This window comes from Pseudomonas peli (assembly GCF_900099645.1).
Taxonomy (GTDB): domain Bacteria; phylum Pseudomonadota; class Gammaproteobacteria; order Pseudomonadales; family Pseudomonadaceae; genus Aquipseudomonas; species Aquipseudomonas peli.
Genome location: NZ_FMTL01000004.1, coordinates 268,968 through 286,435, shown reverse-complemented (window position 1 = coordinate 286,435; position 17,468 = coordinate 268,968). Strand labels below are relative to the sequence as shown.

Sequence of the window (17,468 nt, the reverse complement as noted above, 5' to 3'; positions counted from 1 at the left end):
ACTCAGAGCTCAGGTGTCCAGGTCACAGCAAACAGCGCAGTGCGGCCCTCGCTGTTGTAACCGAAGCGTCCGTTAGATGTCTTGTAAGTCGCCTCGGCATAGTCCTTGTCGAAAAGATTGTTCAGTTTCAGGTCAAAGGCCACTTCCTCGGTCGCTTGCCATTTGCCGCGCAGGCTAATCAGGCCGTAACCACTCAGTTCACGTGTGTTGGCGGCGTCGTCATAGCGACCGCTGACCGCGCGCCAGCTGGCGCCCAGTGCAAACTCGCCAAACGGGCGGTCCAGGTCCAGGCTTAGGGTCCGTTTGGCGCGGCGGGCGAGGGTGTGGCCAGTGTCGCGATCCCGTGGGTCGATCAGCGCGAGAGCCAGATTGCCCTGCCAGCCGAACAGCTCCTGCTGAAGCGCCGCTTCGAAACCGTTGATGCGAGCGGTTTGGACGTTTTGAGGAATGTCATTCTGATCTAGAACAATCGCGTCTTGCAGGTCGATACGGTACAGCGAAAGTTCCATCGCGCTAGTTTCACTGAAGCGACTGCGCCATTGAGCCTCATAGCTTTTAGATGTTTCCGGGCTAAGTTCCGGGTTGGCGCTGGTAAAACATCCGAAGCCTGGATAGCACAGGTCTGGATAGTATAGGTCGTTGAAGGTAGGCGCGCGGAAGCCTTCGCTGTAGGACAGGATCACATCATTGTCGTCATTGAGCGGCACGGTCAGTGCGGTGTTCCAAGTGTTTTTACTGCCGAACTGCTGGTTCTTGTCATGGCGCAGACCCAGCTCGGTTGAGAAATATTCAGCGTTGTAGCGGTGCTGAATGAATGCGGCCTGATTCCAGCGCGAGTCTTCGACGAAGTCCGTGTCACTGCGCAGGCGATCCTCGTACCAATCGGCACCCAGCAGCACTTGGTGGCGATCGTTAAGGGCAAAGGTATTCACCCAGTTGACCGAGTCACGGTAGGTACTGAAACTGTAGAACGCGTCGGCACTGGCGTCTGGCTGGTCGTTAACGGTGTCGCGTTTGTCTTCGCTGTGGCCGATTTCCAGGCGACTGTTCCAGGCATCGCTGACATTGGCATCGATGAAGCTGGACAGGCTGCTGAGCTGGAAGTCCGTAGTGGGCAGTGATGTGCCGAAGATGTCCTCAAACTCGCTCTGACCGCGTTGGTCGAGGGCGCTGAAACCGATCTTCAGATCGTCATTGAAACGGTGTGAAAGATTCAGGCTCAGTGATTTATTGCGGTAGGCATCGTCATCGCCGTTGGCGCCGAAGTTATCACGCGTGGCGTCGATCCCTTGGGTTTCATCGAGTGCAGCACCCAGGTTGAAGCGAGTCTGCGCGTCGCCGCCGGACACGCCAAGGCTACGCTCGAAGGTCTGGTTGCTGCCGACGCCAAGGCGAACGTAGGGCTTGAGTCCGTCGCCGCTGCCTTGACGGGTGAAAATCTGCACAACCCCGGCGATGGCATCGGAGCCATAAAGCGCCGAACGCGCGCCGCGCACGACTTCAACGCGTTCGATCTGCTCAGGACTGAGGAACTCCAGGCTGCTGGTGCCGCTGGACGCGGCAGAAATACGTTGCCCGTCTACCAGAACCAGGGTTTGCGCGGTTGAGGTGCCGCGCACAAACAGGCCGGTCTGGCTGCCTGCGCCGCCGGTGCGGCTGATGCTGACGCCGGGTACGCGCTCAAGTAACTCTGCCACGCTGCGCACTTGCAGGCGTTCGATGTCCTTGCGGGTGAATACCGTGGTTGCAGCTGTAGTTTGCTGTACCGGTTCGGCATGACGCCCGGAGGTCACAACCAATGGCTGCAACTCAAGTGGATCTGCATGAGCAGCCAGCGGCATCAGCGCCACAACCAGGGCAAGACGGGACATTTTCACGTAGAGAATCCTCAAAAGATCAAACGACTTTTGAGGAGGGCAGGGGCAAGAACGGGCGCGCTGGCGCAGCCTGAGCTTGACGGTGATGCCCTCCGCAACACCAGTCACATCCAGCAAGGCCGGTCTCCGGGCTCTCGACGTACGCCGCCTCGCCTTCCCGGGATAACCCAGTGGCGTTGAGGTGCCGTGCAGAACGACTCTGCGGTCGATTACCGTTGCGGGGGCAGCGCCGGGATGGTTCGTAAAAGAACGCACCGGCTTCCCGTTTAACGCCGCTTCACTGTGGAAGGGGCGCACCTTGGCGGAAGTAAAACGCCGCGCACCTTAATGCGCGGGTGAATGAATTACAAGCAAGCCTGGCTCAGCTCTGGATGAGCGGTGCTCATGCAGAAAGCATGGCAAGGCGTGCGCGGATGGCGGCCTCGATGCCGGCGGCATCCAGGCCGCATTCGGCGAGCATCTGCGCCGGCTTGGCGTGCTCGACGTAGTAGTCCGGCAGCCCCAGATGCAGCACAGGTTTGAGGATGCCAGCGTGGGCGAGGAACTCGCTGACCGCACTGCCGGCACCGCCCATCACGCTGTTCTCTTCGATAGTGACCAGCAGCTCGTGGCTGGCGGCCAGCTGGCGTACTAAAGCTTCGTCCAGCGGTTTGACAAAGCGCATGTCGACCACCGTTGCATCCAGCACTTCGCCGACCTTGAGGGCTTCGGCCAGTTGTACGCCAAAGACCAGCAGGGCGGTTTTTTTGCCGTGGCGGCGAACGATGCCCTTGCCGATTTCCAGCGGTTCCAGGCCCGGCTCGATGGCGGCATTCGGACCGCTACCACGCGGATAGCGCACGGCGGCCGGGCCATTGAATAGGTGTCCGGTGGTGAGCATACGGCGCAGTTCGTTCTCATCGCTGGGTGTCATCACCAGCATGCCGGGGATGCAGCGCAGGTAGGCAATGTCGAAGCTGCCGGCGTGGGTCGGACCGTCTTCACCGACCAAGCCGGCGCGGTCAATGGCGAACAGTACATCGAGGTGCTGCACGGCCACATCGTGGATCAGCTGGTCATAGGCGCGTTGCAGGAAGGTCGAGTAGATCGCCACCACCGGTTTGGCACCGTCGCAGGCCATGCCGGCCGCCAGGGTCACGGCATGCTGTTCGGCGATGGCCACGTCGAAATAACGCTCAGGGTAACGTTCGCTGAACGCCACCAGGTCCGAGCCTTCTTTCATCGCAGGCGTGATACCGACCAGGCGCGGATCTGTCGCGGCCATGTCGCACAGCCATTGGCCGAACACGCTGGAGTATTTCGGGCCGCTGGTTTGTTTGGGGGCGGCCGGCGCGTTGATCGGCTCCAGCTTGGTAATGGCGTGGTAGCCAATCGGGTCGGCTTCGGCTGGGGCAAAACCCTTGCCTTTCTTGGTCACTACATGCAGGAACTGCGGGCCGTCGAGGTCGCGCATATTGCGCAGCGTAGCGAGCAGGGTGGGTAGGTCGTGGCCGTCGATGGGGCCGACATAGTTCCAGCCCAGCTCTTCGAACAGGGTGCCGGGCACCAGCATGCCTTTGGCGTGTTCTTCGACCTTGCGCGCGATTTCCCAGGCACCCGGCAGGTGCGAGAGGATCTTCTTGCTGCCTTCGCGCATGTTCGAGTAGGTGCGGCTGGAGATGATCTTGGCCAGGTAGTTGGACAGGCCACCGACGTTCTTGGAAATCGACATGTCGTTGTCGTTGAGGATCACCAGCATGTTGGCACCCACGTCGCTGGCGTGGTTCAGTGCCTCGAAGGCCATGCCGGCAGTCATGGCACCGTCACCGATTACGGCGACGGCCTTGCGCTTGCTGTTCTGCAGGCGCGCGGCGATGGCCATGCCCAGCGCGGCGCTGATGCTGGTGCTGGAGTGGCCGACGCCAAAGGTGTCGTACTCGCTCTCCGAGCGGCGCGGGAACGCGGCGATGCCGTCCTTCTGACGCAGGCTGCCCATCTGTTCGCGGCGGCCGGTGAGAATCTTGTGCGGGTAGGCCTGATGGCCTACGTCCCACACCAGGCGATCATCCGGGGTGTCGAAGACGTAATGCAGGGCCACGGTCAGCTCGATCACGCCCAGGCCGGCACCAAAATGTCCGCCCGTCTGCCCAACGGTATACAGCAGGTACTGGCGCAGCTCGTCGGCCAGAATTTCCAGCTCGGCTTCACCCAGACGGCGCAGCTCGTCCGGCGTATTGGCGCGGTCTAGAAGGGGCGTCAGCGGGCGCTCACGGGGAATCTCGTGGAAGGTCGTCGGCATCAGGCAGATCGTTATCGGTGTAAAAGATGCGGCAGTTTACCCGAAGCGCCGGAAACTGCCCAAACAAGGTTCGGGCAGACGGTTGTTACCAGGTGTCGACTGAGCGTTTCTTGCCTTCGCGCTTAGCGGGTTTAGGCGTGGCGTTGAGGCCGCGCAGCAGCCAGGCGCGGGTTTCCACGGGGTCGATCACCGCATCGATCTCCAGGAAGCTGGCCATATTGATGCCCTTGCCATTCTCGTAAGCCTTGGCCACCAGCTTGTCGAACAGCTGTTGGCGTGCCTCCTGTTCTTCGACGGCGGCCAGTTCCTTGGCAAACCCCAGGCGTACCGCGCCTTCCAGGCCCATGGCGCCAAATTCGGCACTGGGCCAGGCGATGGTGAACAGCGGCGAATGGAAACTGCCGGCCGCCATGGCCTGGGCACCTAGACCGTAGCCTTTGCGCAGCACTACGGTGAAAAACGGCACGGTCAGACTGGCGGCGGCGACAAACATGCGTGAGACATGGCGCACCGTGGCCTGTTTCTCCGCCTCCGGGCCGACCATAAAGCCGGGGGTGTCGCACAGCGACAGCAACGGAATATCGAAGGCATCGCACAGCTGCATAAAGCGCGCAGCCTTGTCGCCGGCAACCGCATCGATGGCCCCGCCGAGGTGCGCTGGGTTGTTGGCTAGCAGGCCGAATGGCTGGCCTTCGATGCGGATAAAGGCAGTGATCAACCCTGGGGCGAACTCGCGGCGCAGTTCCAGCACGCTGTCCCTGTCGGCGAGGGTGGCAATCACTTGGCGGATGTCATACACGCGCAAACGGTTTTCCGGGATCAGCTGGCGCAGCTCGCGCTGATCGGCGCAGTCCCATTCGCTGAGCGTACCCTGGAAGTAGCTCAGGTACTGCTTGGCCACCTGCACCGCTGCGGCTTCATCGGCCACCCGTACGTCGATGACGCCATTGGGGCCCTGCACGCTGACCGGGCCGACCTGTTCCGGTTTGAAGCTGCCCAGGCCGCCGCCTTCGATCATCGCCGGACCGGCCATGCCGATAGTGGCGTTGTCGGTGGCGATAATCACATCGCAGCAGCCGAGCAATGCGGCGTTACCGGCAAAGCAGCGCCCGGACACCACTCCCACCAGCGGCACCAGCCCGGAGAGCTTGGCCATGCCGACAAAGGTGTGGCAATCCAGCCCGGCCACGCCGACGAAATCGGTGTCACCCGGCCGGCCGCCGCCACCTTCGGCAAACAACACCAGCGGCAAGCGCCACTGCGCGGCGAGGCCGAGCATGCGGTCGGTCTTCTTGTGGTTCATCACGCCCTGGGTGCCGGCGAAGACCGTGTAGTCGTAGGCGATGGCCATGCAGCGCGCTGCCTGGTTGCCGAATGCTTCGGCGTTGACCGTGCCGGTGCCGGCCACCAAGCCATCGGCCGGGCTCTGCTCAATCAGCTCGGCCAGCGAGCGCCGACGCCGTTGTGCGGCAATCGCCAGGGCACCGTACTCGCTGAAACTGCCGTCATCCAGCAGGTCCGCCAGGTTCTCGCGTACGGTGCGTTGACCCGTCTTGCGCCGTTTGGCCACGGCGGCAGGGCGGCGTACATCGGTGAGGAGCGCGTGGCGTTCGAACACTTCGGCGAGGTCTGCACGGATATGATCCAGATCCAGGCTCTGCTCGCTCTGGCTGGCGGCGGCGTCGACCTCTGCAGATTCGATAAACAGCAGCGGCTGGCCTTCATTGAGCGCGCTACCGACCTGCACGGCCAACTGGCGGACGATGCCGCTGTGGCTGGCGGTGACGACAAACTCCATTTTCATTGCTTCCAGCACGGCAATGCTCTGGCCGACAGCCACCGCATCGCCTTCGGCCACCTCCAGGCTGACTACAACGCCGGTGCTATGAGTCAGCAGCGGCAGGCAACCTGCTGGCGTATCAGCAACCTCTTCAGCGCTATGGCTGGTCGCCCGTGCAACCGCAAAGAAGCGATGCGGGTGGGCATCAGTTTCCGCCGCCAGCAGCTCGCCCAGGTGGTTTTCGACAAAGCGCGTGGTCAGCTGATAGCTCGCCACTTGCGGCAGGCGCAGCAGGTTCTGCAGCAGGTGCAGATTGCTCGCCACGCCCTCCAGGCGGAATTCGCACAGGCCGCGGTAGGCGCGGCGCAGGGCGCTGGGGTAGTCCGGCGCATGGGCGATCAGCTTGGCCAGCAGTGAGTCGTAACTGGGACTGACCGGGTAGCCGGCGTAACCGTAGCCATCCACGCGCAGGCCGGGACCGCTGGGCGGCTGGTAGGCCGTCAGGGTGCCGGCGGCTGGGCGGGTGCTGCCATCGTTGCTCATGCTTTCCAGGTTAATGCGCAGCTGTACGGCGCAGCCATTAAGCGGCGGTGGCTGCAGCAGGCCGAGTTGTTCCAGCGACTGGCCGGCCGCCAGCTTGAGCTGGGTGTGCAGCAGGTCTATGCCGGTGACCTGCTCGGTGACGGTGTGTTCGACCTGAATGCGCGGGTTGGCTTCCATAAAGTAAAAGCGCTCAGGCTGCTCGGCATCCAGCAGGAATTCGAACGTACCCAGGCCCTGGTACTGCGCCGCGCCGGCTAGTTTCAGCGCGGCCGCGATCATCCGTTCGCGGGTGGCTGCGGGCAGGTCCGGGCTGGGGGCGATTTCCACCAGCTTCTGCTGGCGACGTTGCAGGCTGCAGTCGCGCTCCCACAGATGGCTAACCGCGCCCGTGCTGTCGCCCAGCACTTGAATCTCGATATGTCGGGCGCTGCGCACCAGTTGCTCGATATACAGCGCATCATTGCCGAAGGCGGCGCGGGCTTCGGATTGGCAGCGGGCAAAGGCCTCGTCCAGCTCACTGGCTGCGAATACCGGGCGCATGCCGCGACCACCGCCGCCCGCCAGGGCCTTGAGCATGACGGCACCATGTTCAGCGAGAAAACCATGGGCTTCCTCCAGGCTGATCGGCCGATTGATCCCCGCTACCAGCGGCACGGCGCAGCGATCGGCTAACGCCCGCGCCGCTGCCTTGTCGCCAAACAATTGCAGCACCTCGCTGCTGGGGCCGACAAAACACAGCCCAGCAGCCAGGCAGCGACGGGCGAATTCGGCGTTCTCCGCGAGAAAACCATAGCCGGGGTGAATAGCATCGCAGCCCTGCGCCTGGGCAATCGCGATCAGCTGGTCCATATCCAGGTAAGCCGGTACGCCACGGCCCTTGAGCGCCACGGCGCTGTCGGCCTGCCGCACATGCAGGGAGGCGTCGTCGTCTTCGGCGTAGATGGCGACCGAGCGGATGCCCAGCTCACTGGCTGCGCGGGCGATGCGGATGGCGATTTCGCCTCGGTTGGCGATCAGCAGGGCGGTGAAGGGCGCAGTCGTAATGGGCATGAGGGCTCCAGATTTTTATTCTGCAGCCATCTTAGGCGCTCTGTGCGCGAGGTAAACCAAGCCTTAGCGGGTGAGGGTTGGGCTATTTATGCGGGTGATAAGGTGCCGCTGGGTCAGCTGCGCCGCTCGACGATATAGCGCGCCAGATCGCGCAGCGGCTCTGCTGCCTGATCAAATGGGCGCAGTGCATGCAGGGCTTGGTCACGCAGTTCCAGGGCATAGACCTTGGCCGCGTCAAGGCCGAGCAGGGCCGGGTAGGTCGGCTTGTCGTGGGCCTGATCTTTGCCCTGCGTCTTGCCGAGGGTGGCGGTGTCGCTTTCCACGTCGAGGATGTCGTCCTGCACCTGGAAGGCCAGGCCGATGGCGCGGGCGTAGATGTGCAGGGCTTTTAGTGCGTGTTCATCAGCCCGGCCACTGGCAAGGGCACCGAGCTGTACGCTGGCTTCGATCAGCGCGCCGGTTTTGTGCCGGTGCATGATTTCCAAGGCGTTCTGGTCGAGGGTCTGGCCCACTGAGCCGAGGTCGATGGCTTGCCCACCTACCATGCCGGCCGGGCCAGCGGCGCGCGCCAGGGCGCTGAGCATGGCCAGACGCAGGTCGGCGTCATGCGGGTTGTGTGTGGCATCGCTGAGCACTTCAAACGCCAGGCTCTGCAGGCCATCACCGGCGAGAATCGCGCAGGCTTCATCGAAGGCGATGTGGGTAGTCGGCTGGCCGCGGCGCAGGTCGTCATCGTCCATTGCCGGCAGGTCATCGTGCACCAGGGAATAGGCGTGAATCAGCTCCACCGCGCAGGCGGCCGCATTGGCGCGCTCCGGCGCGCCGCCGAGGGCTTCACAGGCGGCGTAGGTCAGCAGCGGGCGTACGCGCTTGCCGCCATTGAACAGGCTGTAGCGCATGGCTGCGTAGAGGCGTTGCAGTTCCGGGCGTGGGCTGCTCAGGAGATTTTCCAGGGCCGCATCGACGCGGCTTTGGCAGCTGCTCTGGTAGGCCGCAATCATGCCTGTTGGTCCGCGTCGAAGGGGGCTTCCTCCAGCTCGCCGTCGCGCTCCATGAGGATTTGCACTTTCTGCTCGGCCTGGGCCAGGGCCGCCTGGCAATCACGGGTCAGGCGCACGCCTTGCTCGAAGGCCGTCAACGAGTCTTCCAGCGACAGCTCGCCGTTTTCCAGACGCTCGACCAGGTTCTGCAGATCGGTCAGGGATTGCTCGAAGTCGAGCGCGGCTTTTTTGCGGGCGGCCATGGCGGATATCTCGGGGTAGATCGGGGAGTCGGAACCGGCGCGACACTAGCAGAGCCATGCCGCGCGGGCAAATCAGCGCGGCAGGTGGCTGGCTGTCAGCCGATTACGCCGTAGCCGCGTGCCATCAGCACCGCTAGTAATGGGATGACCAGTAGTAGCAACAGTTCCAAGCGAATCACCATGATCACCAGGCGCGCCTTGGCTGGACTGACCTGTGGCACTTCGCCGGCCTTGAGGCTGTTGCGCCAGTTAAGGAAGACAAAGGTCGGCACCACGGAAATCAGCCCGACCAGGATAAATAGGCCGACTTTTGCGTGAAACAGGCTGTTGCCCAGGTAGTAGTCCAGGCCCTTGCCGTACCAGAGCACCCGCGCCAGACCGGTAAACAGCACCACGCCGGCGCAGATACCGTAGGCGATGTCAGTGATGATCAGGCTGCGCGCGCGGCGCACGTCCAGCGGTAGTTTGAATTGCACATGCTCGATGCTGAGCAGGGCGAACAGCAGAAATATCGACAGGTAGTGCAGATAGGCGGCAATGGCTTGGCCCATGGTTGCGTCCTTTCTTTGGGGTGTGTGATCAGCTGGCCAGCTCGACCCGGTTACGGCCATTGCCTTTGGCCTGATACAGCGCCTGGTCAGCGCGGTTCATGGCTTCGTTTGGCGTCTCACTAGGCGTGCGCAGGGCTGCGCCGATGCTGATGGTCAGGCTGAGCTGCTGCTCATCCAGTTCAATGGGCTCTTTGCTCAGGGTGTTGCGAATCCGCTCGGCAATGTGCAGCAGTTCCTGTTCATCGTGTACCTGCAGCAGCACCACGAACTCCTCACCGCCGCTGCGGGTGACGATATCTTGCGGACGCACGGCCGCATTGATGCGCCGGGCAGTTTCCCACAGCACCTGATCACCTGCGGCATGCCCGTACTGGTCGTTGATCCGTTTGAAATGATCAAGGTCGCAGAACAGTACACCCAGGTGTAGGCCGAGTTCGTCTGCCTGTTGTTCCTGCTTGAGCAGGAAGTGGTTCAGGCCGGCACGGTTCCAAAGTTGTGTCAGCGGATCGAGCATGGTTTTGCGTTGCTCGCGGCTCAGGGCCTCGCGCAGTTTTGCCGTCTGGGCACTGACATGGCGCAGCTTCAGGTAACCCTCCACCAGCACAGCCATGTCGACAAACAGACGCAATTGTTTGGCGGTGAGCTGCCGGGGCTCCGGGTCGATCATGCACAGCGTACCCAGTGGCTGGCCTTCCTCGGAGAGCAACGGCTGTCCGGCATAGAAGCGAATCTGCGGGTTGTTGATCACTACCGGGTTATCGTGAAATCGCAGATCGTTGTGCGTGTCTTCGACGATAAAAGGTTGAGTGCCAAGAATGGCGTGAGCACAAAAGGAGATGGTTCGTGGGGTTTCGGTGATCTCCAGGCCGATGCGCGACTTGAACCACTGACGGTCATGGTCGATCAGGCTGATCAGCACGGTCTTCACCCCGAAAACTTCACGTACTACCCGCACCAGCGTGTCCAGGTACGCGTCGGCCGGGGTGTCGACCAGCTCGTTATCATCGAGAATCTGCTGGCGCAGCACTTCATCGCAGGGCATTTCAGGACTGAGCATGGGGTGTTCCTGATTGACTGGGGGTGAACCATTGATTGGCACGTGTCAGACGATAAGCATAGCCACCTAGGCACAGACCGCGAAGGGCCATAAAAGCCAGCAGGGCCAGCCATAACCCGTGGTTGCCCAGTGACTGCAGCCACCATGCCAATGGCAGGCTTAGCAGCAGGGCAAGGAGCATGGCGTTGCGCATTTCGCGGGCGCGGGTCGCGCCAATAAACAGGCCGTCGAGCAAGTAGCTCCAGACGCCGATGAGTGGCAACAGGGCTAGGTAGGGTAAATAGGTCAGGGCCATGCTGCGCACGGCGGCAATATCGGTCTGTAGGCCGATAAACCAGTGTCCACCCAGCCAGAAAAGTAAGGCAAATCCCACGCTCGCCAGCAGGGACCAGGCCCCCGCCACCAGTAGGCTGCGCCGCAGTGCCTGGCGATCCCCCGCTCCCAGCGCATGTCCGCCGAGCGCCTCGACCGCATGCGCGAGGCCATCTAGGGCGAAGGCGCTTAGCATCAGTCCATTGATCAGCAGAGCGTTGGCCGCCACTGTGGCATCACCTAGGCGGGTGCCTTGTACGGTGATGAGAAAAAATGCCGCTTGCAGCGCCATGGTGCGGATAAAAATATCGCGATTTACCGCCAGCAAAGGTCGCCAGTTCCGCCATAGCCTTAGCGCGGGCCAATTGATGCGCCCAGCTTGGCGCTTGATTGTCTGGCGTGCCAGATAAAGGCCGAGCAGTGCTCCACTCCATTCAGCCAGTACCGAGCCCCAGGCCGCGCCCGCCACTTCCCAGCCCAGCCCGAGGACGAACAGCAGGGTCAGGGCAACATTGAGCAGGTTGGTGCCGAGCATGATCAATAAGGGCCCACGGGCGTTTTGTGTGCCCAGTAGCCAGCCGACCAGGGCATAACTGGCCAGCGCGCCCGGCAGGCCGAATAGCCGAATATGCAGATAACTGCGGGCTAGGGCGTCGAGCTGCGTTGAAGGCTGCATCAGCTCCAATATCGGTGCGCTGAGCAGGCGCATCAGCAGGCTGAGCGCCAAGGCAAGTACGCCGCCCAACAACAAGGCTTGTAGCAACACCTGGCGCAGCGCGCTGCCGTCCCTGCGGCCAGCAGCCTGGGCGGAAAATCCCGTGGTGCCCATCCGCAGAAAGCCCACGCTGCCGACCAATAAGCCGTACAAGCTTGCTCCCACCGCCACTGCAGCCAATTGATGGGCGTGCGGTAAATGGCCGATCACCGCACTGTCGACCAGCGCCACCAGGGGCACCGAGAGGTTGCAGAGGATCATCGGCGCAGCCAGTGCCCAGACCCGTTTATGGGTAGGCGAGTGCTGCCAGGCATCGCGTAAGGCGTTTATCAAATGTGCTCTCAAACTTGATTGGCGTTAGCTGCAACGAAATGCGCGGGCGTGTGTCACAGGCGGGTTATTAAACACTGATCGACAGGCGTGCGCTGCCAAGCAATTTTGCATGTGCGCGCTTAGTGGTCGGTAAGCGCCTCGACTATAGTGTCAGGCCTCTGCACCTACCCTTGTTGGAGCCCCGCAATGCCGAAGAATGGACTGCTTCTGGCACTTGTCCTGAGCCTGCTCAGCGCCTGTGATTCATCCACCCCTGGGCCCGCCGAAGTGACGGCGACCCAAACCACCCCTGTCAGCAGCGAGGCTGCCAAGCCGGCGGTTGACCGCAAAGCGCTGGCCGAGCGTTACGCGGGCCGCGAGCTGACCGTGGTGGATGTCTCGGAGGTGCAGCTGGATGGTGCCAGCACGCTGTCGATCAGCTTCTCGGTGCCGCTCGACCCTGAGCAGAAGCTCGCCGAGCGTCTGCACCTGGTCGATAGCAAAGACGGCAAGGTCGATGGCGCCTGGGAGCTGACGGACAATCTGATGGAGGTGCGCCTGCGGCACCTGGAGCCGCAGCGCAAACTGGTACTGACCGTTGATGCCGGGCTGCTCGGGTTGAACGGCAAAAGCCTTGCCGCCGAGCAGGTCACCCGCCTGGAAACCCGCGACCTGCAAGCCAGCGTCGGTTTTGCCAGCCGTGGTTCTTTGCTACCCACACGCCTCGCCGAAGGCCTGCCGGTGATTGCGCTGAACGTCGACAAGGTGAATGTCGAGTTCTTCCGCATCAAACCCGAATCGCTGCCGGCTTTCCTTAACCGCTGGGGCCGCGCGAGCAATCTGGACAACTGGGAAGCCCGCAGCCTGCTGCCGATGGCCGATCTGGTCTACGGCGGCCGCTTCGATTTGAACCCGGCGCGCAACACCCGCGAAACCCTGTTGCTGCCGATTGCCGGCCTGGAGCCGTTCAAGCAACCCGGCGTGTACCTGGCGGTGATGCGTGAAGCCGGCAGCTACAACTACTCACAGCCGGCCACGCTGTTCACCCTGAGTGATATTGGCCTGTCCGCGCGGCGCTACCAGAACCGTATCGATGTGTTCACCCAGGCACTGGCCGGCGGTGATGCCCTGGGTGATGTAAGCCTGGAAATCCTTGATGCCGAAGGCCAGGTGCTGGCCGAAGGCAAGACCGATGGCGCTGGCCATGGCGAACTGCCGCTGCCGCCCAAGGCCGAAGTACTGCTGGCCCACCAGGGCGAACAGACCAGCCTGCTGCGCCTGAACACTGCGGCATTGGACCTGGCCGAGTTTGATATCGCCGGCCCCGTCGCTCATCCGTTGCAGTTCTTCGTGTTTGGCCCGCGTGACCTTTACCGTCCCGGCGAAACCGTGCTACTCAACGGCCTGCTGCGCGATGCCGATGGCCGCGCGGTAAAAGCCCAGCCAGTGAATGTGGAAGTACGCCGCCCGGATGAGCAGGTCAGCCGCAAATTCGTCTGGCAGGCTGATAATGCCGGCCTCTATCAGTACCAGCTGCAACTGGCCGATGAAGCGCCGACCGGGCGTTGGCAGCTGCTGTTTGACCTCGGCGATGGCCGCCAGCAGCTGTATGAATTCTCTGTAGAAGACTTCCTGCCCGAGCGCATGGCCCTGGAACTCAAGGGCAGCGATGTGCCTTACAGCCCGGCAGAAAATGCCCAGTTCGATGTGACGGGACGCTACTTGTACGGCGCACCGGCCGCTGGCAATCGTCTCAGCGGGCAGCTCTATGTACGGCCGCTGCGTGAGGCGGTGGCGAGTTTGCCGGGCTATCAGTTCGGTTCGGTTACCGAAGAAGAGTTGAGCGAGGACATCGAGCTGGATGAAACCAGCCTCGACGAGCAAGGCAAGGCCAGTCTGGATATCGAAAGCCGTTGGAGCGATGCCAAATCGCCGCTGCGTTTGATCCTGCAAGCCAGCCTGCAGGAGTCCGGCGGCCGGGCGATTACCCGGCGGATTATCCAGCCGATCTGGCCAGCCGAGCGTCTGCCGGGTGTGCGCGGGCTGTTCGATGGAGAGGAAGTCGACGCCGACAGTCTGGCCGAGTTCGAAGTGTTGGTGGCCGATGCCGAGGGCAACAAGCTGGCGGCTGATCAGCTCAGCGTGCGCCTGATCCGTGAGCGCCGTGACTACTTCTGGAACTTCTCCGAAAGCGATGGCTGGAGCCATAACTACACCGAGAAATTCCTTACCCTTAACGAAGAAACCCTCAAGGTCAGCGCTGGCGGCACCGCCAAGATCAGCTTCCCGGTGGAGTGGGGCCCGTACCGCGTCGAGGTCATCGACGGTCAGACCGGCATGCTCAGCAGCATGCGCTTCTGGGCTGGCTACCGCTGGCAGGACAACGCCGACGGCGGCGCCGTGCGCCCGGATCAGGTCAAGTTGGCGCTGGATAAACCGGCGTACGTCGATGGTGATACCGCCCAGGTCACCGTCACCCCGCCTTCTGCGGGCAAGGGTTACCTGATGGTGGAGTCCAGCGAAGGGCCGCTGTGGTGGGAAGAGATCGACGTGCCGGCCGAGGGCAAGGCCTTCGACATCCCGATTGCTAAGGACTGGGCACGGCATGACCTGTATGTCAGCGCCCTGGTGATTCGCCCTGGCGAGCGCAAGAGCAATGCCACGCCTAAACGCGCGGTCGGCCTGCTGCATCTGCCGCTGGAACGTGCGCCGCGCAAACTGGCGCTGACCCTCACCGCTGCGGAAAAGATGCGTCCCAACCAGCCGCTGAAGGTCAAGGTGCAGGCGCGCAACGCCGACGGCAGCATCCCGAAACAGGCGCAGGTGCTGGTGGCTGCGGTGGATGTCGGCATCCTCAATATCACCGAGTACGCCACGCCTGATCCATTCGCCAACTTCTTCGGCCGCAAGGCCTATGGCGCGGACCATCTGGATATCTACGGGCAACTGATCGAAGCCGGCCAGGGCCGGGTGGCCAAACTGGCCTTTGGCGGTGACGCGGCGCTGGCCGGTGGCGGCAAGCGTCCGGACACCAGCGTGTTGATCGTCGCGTTGCAGAGTGAGCCGCTGAAATTGAACGAGCAGGGTGAAGGCGAAGTCAGCCTGAATATCCCCGACTTCAACGGCGAGCTGCGGCTGATGGCGCAAGCCTGGACCGACGAGCACTACGGCATGGGCGAAGGCAAGACAGTGGTCGCTGCGCCGCTGATCGCCGAGCTGTCCGCGCCGCGCTTCCTCGCTGGCGGTGATGAAACCACCCTGGCCTTGGACCTGAGCAACCTGTCCGGGCGCGAGCAGAAACTGGATGTGCAACTGAGCGCCGAAGGCCAGCTGCGCCTAGCGCAGAACCCCGGCGCGGCGGTGGCGCCGATCACCCTGGCGGATGGTCAGCGCACCATTCTGCGTATTCCGGTCACCGCGCTGGGCGGCTATGGGCAAGGGCGCTTCAAGGTCAGTGTCAACGGCCTGGCCCTGCCCGGTGAGGATCTGCCGCCGTTGAGCCGTGAGTGGACGCTGGGCATTCGCCCGGCCTACCCTGCGCAGCTGCAGCATTTCCGCGCGGTGCTGAAAGACGAAGCCTGGCTGCTGCCTGCGGATGCTTTGAGCGCCTTTGAAACGGCGGGTCTGGAAGCGCGGCTGGCGATTTCCAGTCGTCCGCCGCTGAATCTTGGCGAGCAGATTCGTGCGCTCAAGGCGTATCCGTATGGCTGCCTGGAGCAGACCACCAGTGGTCTGTACCCGTCGCTGTATGCCGATGCCGCCACGCTGAAACGTCTGGGCGTGGAAGCCGAGCCGGATGAGCAGCGCAAGCGCTCCATCGAGCTGGGCATCGAGCGTCTGCTGAGCATGCAGCGCTACAACGGCAGTTTCGGTCTGTGGGGTGCGGACAGCGATGAGGAATACTGGCTGACCGCTTACGTCAGCGACTTCCTTCTGCGCGCCCGCGAGCAGGGCTTCGGTGTGCCGGAAGAGGCGCTGAAAAAGGCCAACGAACGTCTGCTGCGCTACCTGCAGGAACGTCATCTGATTGAGGTCAACTACAGCGACAACGCCAACCACAGCCGCTTTGCCGTGCAGGCCTACGCCGGTTACGTGCTGGCGCGCAGCCAACAGGCGCCGCTGGGTGCCTTGCGCAGCCTGTATGAGCGGCGCAGCGATGCACTATCCGGTTTACCGCTGGTGCATCTGGCCGTTGCCCTGCAGAAAATGGGCGACCAGCCGCGTGCTGATGAGCTGCTGACCGCCGGCCTGGCCCGTGGTCGGGAGAGCAATAACTGGCTGGCTGACTACGGCAGCCCGCTGCGCGATCAGGCGCTGATTCTGGCGCTGCTGGAAGAGCACGACCTGGCCGGTAATCGCCGTGAAGAACGGCTGTTCAACCTGGCCGATGAAGTGGCCGGACAACAGTGGCTGTCGACCCAGGAACGCAACTCGCTGTACCTGGCCGGGCGCAACCTGCTGAGCAAACCGGAGCCGAGCTGGAGCGCCGCGCTGCAAAGCGGCAGCCTGGCCTTCGAGCTGAGCAATGCCCAGCCGGGTCTCAAGCTCGATGGCAGTGACCTGGCTGCGCCGCTGACTATTCGCAATTCAGTGAGCAAACCGGGCGATACGCCGCTGTATCAACAACTGACCCTGTCCGGCTATCCGAGCCAGGCCCCGGCGGCCGGTGGCGAGAACCTCAGCATCTACCGCGAGTATCTAGGCATGGATGGCCAGGCGTTGGATCTGAACAACCTGCAGAGCGGCGAGCTGGTGCTGGTGCACCTGGCCGTGGCGGCCAAGCAGCGCGTACCGGATGCTCTGGTGGTCGACCTGCTGCCGGCGGGCCTGGAGTTGGAAAACCAGAACCTGGCGCAAAGCTCGGCCAGCCTGGATGACGCCAGTAGTGCGGTGAAAGAGTGGCGTGAGTCGATGCAGAACGCGGCGATCAAACACCAGGAGTTCCGTGGTGATCGCTATGTCGCAGCGCTGGATGTAAACGGCTACGACACCACCCATCTGCTGTACCTGGCACGCGCCGTCACCCCCGGCAGCTACCGCGTGCCGCCACCGCAAGTGGAGTCGATGTACCGGCCGAACTGGCAGGCCCTGGGCACCACGCCGGGGCGTTTAGTGGTCAAGGAGCGCTAGAACGCACAAGGCCCGCCAAATTGGCGGGCCTTGTTGTTTAGCCAGTGTGCTTAGAACCTGTTTGCGATCTCGCGAGCTAGAGTCATGCAAGGCGCTACGTTAGTAACAGTCTCCGGCTGGTCAAAGCAGGCGAGAACGCGGGGTTTACTGCATTACTCGTTTCACTCGCCCTTCGGGTCGCGCTGAAGCGCGTTAGCCGCAAGCGGCTTCCGAGCCTGCTTTTAACGCAGCAGGGCCGAAGCGCAGCAGATCGTAGACGGGTTCTTAGCTGATCAGACCGCTCAGCAGCCACAACCCCAGCACCAGCCAGATCACCCCGGCAATGATCGAGCGGCGGATAAAGGCGCGTACCGCCAGGTACAGCAACCACAGACCAGCCAGCAGAACCACGATGCTGAGTAATGATGGCGTCACCCCCAAGGCCTTGGACATGCCCGTGATAAAGCTGCTGACCGCGCCGCCGAGCATGCCGAAAAAGCCGCTCAAGCCTTCGACGATAAAGCGGATCACCGAGCCGGCTGCCTCGCCAAGGGATTCAAAAAAACCTTCTACACCCATAGTTCTCGTTCCACTCGACCCTGCGTTGATTGCTACTGCGCGCCAGTGTGCCAGTCATTTGG

Annotated in this window: 10 protein-coding genes and 1 riboswitch; of the genes, 1 reads left to right on the top strand and 9 read right to left on the bottom strand. The window is 62.6% G+C overall.

Annotation, left to right across the window (positions count from 1 at the left end):
• Positions 1–2: 2 nt before the first annotated feature.
• The 8 genes from BLO50_RS18480 to BLO50_RS18445 form a co-directional block, all read right to left on the bottom strand.
• Positions 3–1,877 carry a TonB-dependent receptor domain-containing protein gene (locus BLO50_RS18480; RefSeq protein WP_090255713.1) on the bottom strand — a complete coding sequence of 625 codons (1,875 nt, stop codon included), beginning with the start codon at positions 1,875–1,877 and terminating at the stop codon, positions 3–5.
• 100 nt (positions 1,878–1,977) lie between these two features.
• A riboswitch (cobalamin riboswitch) is annotated at positions 1,978–2,193 on the bottom strand.
• A 66-nt stretch (positions 2,194–2,259) separates the two neighbouring features.
• A complete protein-coding gene (gene dxs / locus BLO50_RS18475) occupies positions 2,260–4,155 on the bottom strand; it encodes a 1-deoxy-D-xylulose-5-phosphate synthase (protein WP_090255711.1) in 1,896 nt (631 codons plus the stop codon).
• Between the two features lie 85 nt (positions 4,156–4,240).
• A complete protein-coding gene (locus BLO50_RS18470; protein ID WP_090255709.1) occupies positions 4,241–7,528 on the bottom strand; it encodes a carboxyl transferase domain-containing protein in 3,288 nt (1,095 codons plus the stop codon).
• A gap of 113 nt (positions 7,529–7,641) precedes the next feature.
• Entirely contained in the window at positions 7,642–8,529 is an 888-nt protein-coding gene (ispA, locus tag BLO50_RS18465) for a (2E,6E)-farnesyl diphosphate synthase (RefSeq protein ID WP_090255707.1), read from the bottom strand.
• A complete protein-coding gene (locus tag BLO50_RS18460; RefSeq protein ID WP_090255704.1) occupies positions 8,526–8,771 on the bottom strand; it encodes an exodeoxyribonuclease VII small subunit in 246 nt (81 codons plus the stop codon). Before BLO50_RS18460 ends, ispA begins: the two co-directional genes overlap by 4 nt.
• A gap of 95 nt (positions 8,772–8,866) precedes the next feature.
• A complete protein-coding gene (locus BLO50_RS18455; RefSeq protein ID WP_090255702.1) occupies positions 8,867–9,322 on the bottom strand; it encodes a DUF2214 family protein in 456 nt (151 codons plus the stop codon).
• A gap of 28 nt (positions 9,323–9,350) precedes the next feature.
• Positions 9,351–10,379 carry a sensor domain-containing diguanylate cyclase gene (locus tag BLO50_RS18450; RefSeq protein ID WP_090255700.1) on the bottom strand — a complete coding sequence of 343 codons (1,029 nt, stop codon included), beginning with the start codon at positions 10,377–10,379 and terminating at the stop codon, positions 9,351–9,353.
• The gene (locus BLO50_RS18445) at positions 10,366–11,736 is read right to left on the bottom strand and encodes an MATE family efflux transporter (protein WP_090255819.1); all 1,371 of its coding nucleotides are present in this window, start codon (positions 11,734–11,736) and stop codon (positions 10,366–10,368) included. The genes BLO50_RS18450 and BLO50_RS18445 overlap by 14 nt, the downstream gene beginning before the upstream one ends.
• A 189-nt stretch (positions 11,737–11,925) precedes the next feature.
• On the opposite strand from BLO50_RS18445, the gene BLO50_RS18440 reads away from it, so the two are divergent.
• Complete coding sequence (locus BLO50_RS18440; RefSeq protein WP_090255698.1) at positions 11,926–16,848, top strand: alpha-2-macroglobulin family protein; 4,923 nt, start codon at positions 11,926–11,928, stop codon at positions 16,846–16,848.
• A gap of 264 nt (positions 16,849–17,112) precedes the next feature.
• On the opposite strand, the gene BLO50_RS18435 is transcribed toward BLO50_RS18440, so the two are convergent.
• Positions 17,113–17,406 (bottom strand): hypothetical protein, encoded by a 294-nt coding sequence (locus BLO50_RS18435; RefSeq protein WP_090255696.1) that lies wholly within the window; start codon positions 17,404–17,406, stop codon positions 17,113–17,115.
• Between the last annotated feature and the right edge of the window lie 62 nt (positions 17,407–17,468).

Excerpts from the sequence above, each read along its gene's own strand:
- dxs (WP_090255711.1), bottom strand. The coding sequence starts at position 4,155 with ATGCCGACGACCTTCCACGAGATTCCCCGTGAGCGCCCGCTGACGCCC.
- BLO50_RS18435 (WP_090255696.1), bottom strand. The coding sequence starts at position 17,406 with ATGGGTGTAGAAGGTTTTTTTGAATCCCTTGGCGAGGCAGCCGGCTCG.
- ispA (WP_090255707.1), bottom strand. The coding sequence starts at position 8,529 with ATGATTGCGGCCTACCAGAGCAGCTGCCAAAGCCGCGTCGATGCGGCC.
- BLO50_RS18460 (WP_090255704.1), bottom strand. The coding sequence starts at position 8,771 with ATGGCCGCCCGCAAAAAAGCCGCGCTCGACTTCGAGCAATCCCTGACC.
- BLO50_RS18470 (WP_090255709.1), bottom strand. The coding sequence starts at position 7,528 with ATGCCCATTACGACTGCGCCCTTCACCGCCCTGCTGATCGCCAACCGA.
- BLO50_RS18450 (WP_090255700.1), bottom strand. The coding sequence starts at position 10,379 with ATGCTCAGTCCTGAAATGCCCTGCGATGAAGTGCTGCGCCAGCAGATT.
- BLO50_RS18440 (WP_090255698.1), top strand. The coding sequence starts at position 11,926 with ATGCCGAAGAATGGACTGCTTCTGGCACTTGTCCTGAGCCTGCTCAGC.
- BLO50_RS18455 (WP_090255702.1), bottom strand. The coding sequence starts at position 9,322 with ATGGGCCAAGCCATTGCCGCCTATCTGCACTACCTGTCGATATTTCTG.